This is a genomic window from uncultured Sphingorhabdus sp. (assembly GCF_937872355.1).
Classification (GTDB): domain Bacteria; phylum Pseudomonadota; class Alphaproteobacteria; order Sphingomonadales; family Sphingomonadaceae; genus Sphingorhabdus_B.
Window position 1 is genome coordinate 1 of record NZ_CALMSV010000217.1, and the last position, 5,271, is coordinate 5,271.

Annotated in this window: 5 protein-coding genes; 3 read left to right on the forward strand and 2 right to left on the reverse strand. The window is 51.1% G+C overall.

What is annotated here, in order from left to right; all coding sequences use genetic code 11:
• Both Q0239_RS14285 and Q0239_RS14290 read right to left on the reverse strand, forming a co-directional pair.
• A partial coding sequence (locus Q0239_RS14285; protein ID WP_298604025.1) for a glutathione S-transferase N-terminal domain-containing protein occupies nt 1–336 on the reverse strand: 336 nt, incomplete at its 3' end.
• Nucleotides 337–357: 21 nt separating this feature from the next.
• Nucleotides 358–2,001 carry an FAD-binding oxidoreductase gene (locus Q0239_RS14290; RefSeq protein ID WP_054588522.1) on the reverse strand — a complete coding sequence of 548 codons (1,644 nt, stop codon included), beginning with the start codon at nt 1,999–2,001 and terminating at the stop codon, nt 358–360.
• A gap of 121 nt (nt 2,002–2,122) precedes the next feature.
• Between Q0239_RS14290 and Q0239_RS14295 the strand changes: the two genes are divergently transcribed.
• The 3 genes from Q0239_RS14295 to Q0239_RS14305 all read left to right on the forward strand — a co-directional run bounded on the left by Q0239_RS14295 (nt 2,123) and on the right by Q0239_RS14305 (nt 5,141).
• Nucleotides 2,123–3,169 (forward strand): AraC family transcriptional regulator, encoded by a 1,047-nt coding sequence (locus tag Q0239_RS14295; RefSeq protein ID WP_082820005.1) that lies wholly within the window; start codon nt 2,123–2,125, stop codon nt 3,167–3,169.
• A 229-nt stretch (nt 3,170–3,398) separates the two neighbouring features.
• Complete coding sequence (locus Q0239_RS14300; RefSeq protein WP_367276120.1) at nt 3,399–3,734, forward strand: GMC family oxidoreductase N-terminal domain-containing protein; 336 nt, start codon at nt 3,399–3,401, stop codon at nt 3,732–3,734.
• A 52-nt stretch (nt 3,735–3,786) separates the two neighbouring features.
• Nucleotides 3,787–5,141 (forward strand): IS3 family transposase gene (locus Q0239_RS14305; RefSeq protein ID WP_298604030.1). Its coding sequence is split into 2 segments (ribosomal slippage): nt 3,787–4,126 and nt 4,126–5,141, totalling 1,356 coding nucleotides; the frame shifts between segments, so codons are not numbered across the junction.
• Nucleotides 5,142–5,271 lie beyond the last annotated feature (130 nt).

The window sequence follows — 5,271 nt, forward strand, 5'->3', positions numbered from 1 at the left end:
GCCCAGCATCGGCCCCATACTGCTCACCTGAAAAAACAACCACTGGATAGCTTCTAAGCGCTTGAATTCAGATTTGGGTAGTAATTTCCCTGTTTTTTCCGCTAGATAGAGCAATATTGCTCCACTTTCGAATATCGTAACTGGCTTTCCGCCCGGACCATCGTGATCAATGATCGTAGGCACCTTATTATTGGGGTTGAGTTCAAGATATGCAGGATCAAACTGTTCTCCAGACAGAATATCAATTGGCGTAACTTTGTCCAACAACCCCAGCTCGGCCAGAGTAATAGTTGCTTTGTAGCCATTTGGTGTCGGCCAGAAGAACAGTTCAATCATTGTAACTTTCCAATACTCTAATCAGCCGACCATCTTGAAGTGCGCTGGTCGGTCAAGAATCATGCCAGGATTCATAATCCAATTTGGATCGATCGTGTTCTTCGCACCTGCGAGCATTGCGCGGTACAACGGATCCACTTCTTTGTCGTACCAAGGACGGAAGCTCCTACCCACCGCATGGTGATGCGTAATCGTTCCGCCAAGCTCGGTAAGCGCGTCAGAAGCTACATCTGAAAGTGCCTGATAATCTTCCAAACTCCTGCTGTGATCTGAAGGCGCAACAACTGTATAATATGGCGCCGGGCCATCCGGGTAGAGGAATGAGAAGCGCCGACAAACAATACCGCCGCCTGTGATCTCTTCCTGTGCCTTTTTGAGGCGGCGAATAACTTCGGTATCGATGGATTCGAACTTATCCCAAGTGTACGCGGTTTCGAAGGTAAAGCTAACCACGCCCATCGCTGCACGCGTATGCATCATTCGCGGCAAATAGCGAAACTGCTTGCGCCAGTTGCCTTGAGCCCCGGAACGGCTGGATTGAAGCGCATCGCCGCCCGAGCCAGTTTTGGTTTCAACGCTGCCGCCATGGTCCTTACAAATTTCAATGCCGCGCTCCAACCATGCGTCGACCGGATGATCGGCCGATTCAAAGCCCAACAGCAACACCGATTTAGAGCCATCGCCGGCGCCATAAAATTTGGCATCCTGTTCATCAAGATAGCGCGCATTGGCAGGAAAGAGGCCAGCCTGAGTGATTTCACGAACGGCACCAGCACCTTGATAGAAACTGTCAAAAGTAATGGTTGCATTGGCGCGGAATTTGACCCGCCCCTGAAGGCGCATCCAAGCCTCTGTAATAATTCCCAAAGAGCCCTCAGACCCTATAAACAGGCGGTCTGGATCTGGTCCAGCACCAGAACCAGGCAGGCGACGATTTTCAATTGTACCCTTTGGCGTGACTACACGCAGACTTTCAACCGATTCGTCAATATGGGTCAGGTGTGTGGCATAATGTCCAGAAGAGCGTGTTGCAATCCAACCACCAAGAGACGAGAATTCCCACGATTGCGGAATATGCCGCAAGGTAAGCCCCTTAGGCTTTAATTGTTCTTCCAGCGCTGGGCCTAATATGCCGGCTTGAATCAAGGCGCATCTAGAAACATCATCAACTTCAAGAATCTTGTTGAGATTGCCTAGATCAATAATCACTGCGCCCGGATAGTCTTCTGGACAACCAAATCCGTCGGTCACACTAGAGCCGCCACCAAAAGGAATAGCGGCGTAGCCCTTGTCGCCGCACCAATCCAACACAGCAGCAATGTCTGCCTCATCTTTTGGATAGGCCACAACGTCAGGAGCATTGTCAAAATCGCGGCGGTAAATCTTGGTTAGATCTTTAAAGCTCTTGCCATAGGTATGGAAAACGCGATCCCATTTGTCGGTTGTACAAAATGGCTGCAAAGAAGCCGGAATTTTGATCCGCGGCTCACGGAGCACAAGCTCTTCTAGTGTAGGATCTGGAAGAATAACCGGCTCATCGATATTGAGCCGTTGAGCCACCCTTTCCGCCATCTCTTTGACTTCTGCAGGCGTAATACCTTCATCCTCATAGCCCCAGCTGTGCCATTTCCGTCGCTTTCCGTAGTAACCTGATTCGCCGCTCATTGCGTTTTCCCTTGATTAGGTGATCCAAACTCCGAAGCAGTATTGACGATCCGTCAGCATTCTCCCATTGCCGCCAGCCTTCAATTATTGACATTTTCGATCAATTTGTTAGTCAGGAACCATGCAGAAGACCAATAACAATTTGATAATTAAGCATTTTTCTAGAAAAAGAGAAGCCACCGCCTTGAGGCTATTGCTTGACGTCGCCGACAAACGAGGGGTTTCGACACCACATATTCTTGAAGGCACTCAAGTGACTGAAGCTGACCTGAGCGACCCCTATTTTGAAATCGAGGCCTGGCAAGAGCTAGTGGCAATTCAGAATCTGGTAGAGAGAGATGGTGACGCATCCCTTGGTATAATGTCTGGATTGCAGCAGCATCTAACATGCTATGGCATTCTTGGTTTTGCCATGATGTCTTGTCGAAACCTTCTGCATGCGTTGGAGATTGCAGGGAAATTCAACAATATCTCTCTTTGGATAAATGACGTGGATGTAGCCAGGCACGGTGACACGATAAAATTTCTTATTCTGGGCCATAGATTGCCCGAGTATTCGCAGAATTTTCTTGCAACCAGAGGCATGGCAGCATTGGTGGTATGGGTGAACGAATTGATTGGACGGGCGGTCATGCCTGTCACTTGCACATTCAAGATACCCAAGCCTGTCGATGCTCAGGAATTTGAAAAATGTTTTGGGCAGGGAATTCAGTTTGGGGCCAAGCAATATTCGATATCTTTCGAAAGATCGGTGTTTGCCGAGCCATTGAAATTTAGGAATAGATGGACGCGAATGCGGTCGGAAAATGAACTTGAAACAACGTTGGAAAAAAGACGTTCCACCGTAAGCAACAAGGTCAGAGACTTATTGTTAAATCTGTCGGATCAGAAATTGTCCACTGAACCAGCTGTCTGTGCTGCCCTTGGACATTCGACCAGCACGCTGCGCCGCAGGTTGCACGAGGAAGATTGCACATTTCGGCAGATACAGTCGGAAGTGATACATGAACGCGCCAGTCAAATGCTGCTGTCATCAACCATGACAATTGATCAGATAGCATATGCGCTGGGCTATTCAGAATCGGGCAGCTTTGGTCGCGCATTTAAGCGTCAGGCTGGGTGCTCTCCTGGAGCATGGCGTAAGAAACACACGCGTAAATTTAGCTAATTCATTCGAACAATTTGACTTTGTCTAGTCGCTTCGATCGACAGTGTTATCGGTACAAATTTGAGCGAAAATGACGACAGAAACCCGCAAAATGTCAATGACCAAATCTACACAGACATTCTAGCCTATTTTTAAGTGATAGCCAGTTCAGCTGCTTTATATAGTGGCAGATGCCATGTTCTTTGTTGGACTGATGGCCTTGCCCTCGCGCTAAAATAGGAAACTTGGAATGAAGAGGTTTGACTATGTTGTGGTAGGCGGGGGTTCAGCGGGCTGCACAGTAGCAAGCCGACTCTCGGAAAATGGAGAGTACTCAGTTGCACTCCTTGAGGCAGGCGGAACTCATAATAATCCACTCATTTCGATTCCATTCAATTTTGCTTTTACCGTTCCCAAGGGCTCTCACAATTGGAGTTTTGAAACGGTACCGCAACCTGGATTGAATGGGCGAATTGGCTACCAACCTAGAGGAAAAGTTTTGGGCGGCTCCTCGTCCATCAACGCTATGGTCTATATCAGAGGGGCCAAAGAGTGTTCCCCGTCAGCCCCTATGGCACAGATTTGAGGTTGTGATTTAAGGAGTGTTTTGGTCTTGTCGTAGTGACGAAGGAACGAAGATGAGACCAAAACACTCTGGCCAATCGAAGGCCTCAGCCGAGCGTGTCGTGAAGGATATCCGCCGGGCAACGCGGCGGCACTTCTCAGCTGAAGATAAAATCAGGATCGTGCTGGAAGGGCTGCGCGGCGATGACAGCATTGCTGAGCTCTGCCGCAAGGAAGGCATCGCCCAGAGCCTGTATTACACCTGGTCCAAGGAGTTCATGGAGGCAGGCAAGCGGCGACTTGCAGGAGATACGGCCCGCGCTGCGACCAGCGGCGAAGTGCAGGACCTGCGCCGCGAAGCCCGCGCCCTGAAGGAATGCGTCGCCGATCTGACTCTTGAGAACCGGCTGCTCAAAAAAAGCATGATCGCGGATGGGGAAGACGACGAATGAGGTATCCCGCATCCGAGAAGCTCGAGATCATCCGCATCGTCGAGCAGTCGCATCTGCCAACCAAGATCACGCTCGACAAGCTGGGCGTTGCCCGCCGGACCTTCTACCGCTGGTATGATCGCTATCTGGAAGGCGGGCCGGAGGCGCTACAGGATCGGCCCTCTGCACCAAGCCGTGTCTGGAACCGTATCCCTGATGCCATCCATGACCAGATTATCGAGCTGGCGCTGGAACGATCAGAGCTATCGCCCCGCGAACTGGCGGTGATGTTCACCGATCAGCAGCGTTACTTCGTGTCCGAGGCCACGGTTTACCGTCTGTTGAAGGCCCATGATCTGATCACCAGCCCAGCCTTTGTGGTGATCAAGGCGGCAAACGAGTTCCACACCAAAACCGTGCGGCCGAACGAGATGTGGCAGACCGATTTTACCTACTTCAAGATCATCGGTTGGGGCTGGATGTACCTGTCCACCGTGCTCGACGACTTCTCGCGCTACATCATCGCGTGGAAGCTGTGCAGCACGATGCGCGCCGAAGATGTCACCGACACGCTCGACATGGCCCTGCAGGCTTCAGGCTGCGACAGCGCAAAGGTGATCCACAAACCTCGGCTGCTGTCCGATAATGGCCCCAGCTACATCGCTGGCGAACTGGCCGACTATATCGAGGCCCAGCGCATGAGCCATGTGCGCGGCGCGCCCTTCCATCCGCAAACCCAGGGCAAGATCGAACGCTGGCACCAGACCCTGAAAAACCGCATCCTGCTTGAAAATTACTTCCTGCCCGGCGACCTCGAACGCCAGATCGAGGTGTTCGTCGAACATTACAACCATCAACGTTACCATGAGAGCCTGAACAATGTGACGCCCGCCGACGCCTACTTCGGCAGGGCTGAGACCATCATCAAACAGCGCGAAAGGATCAAACGACAGACCATCGAATATCGGCGCTTGCAACACCGCAAGCTCGCCGCGTAATATCAACCTAACAGATGAGGCCAATGCTCCGCTAATTTACGCAGCCATCAGTGCCAAATGTTCTGACGACGGACAATTGATCCGAGGCACTTCAGTTATTCACAAATATTGGGAACGCCCAGACTCCATT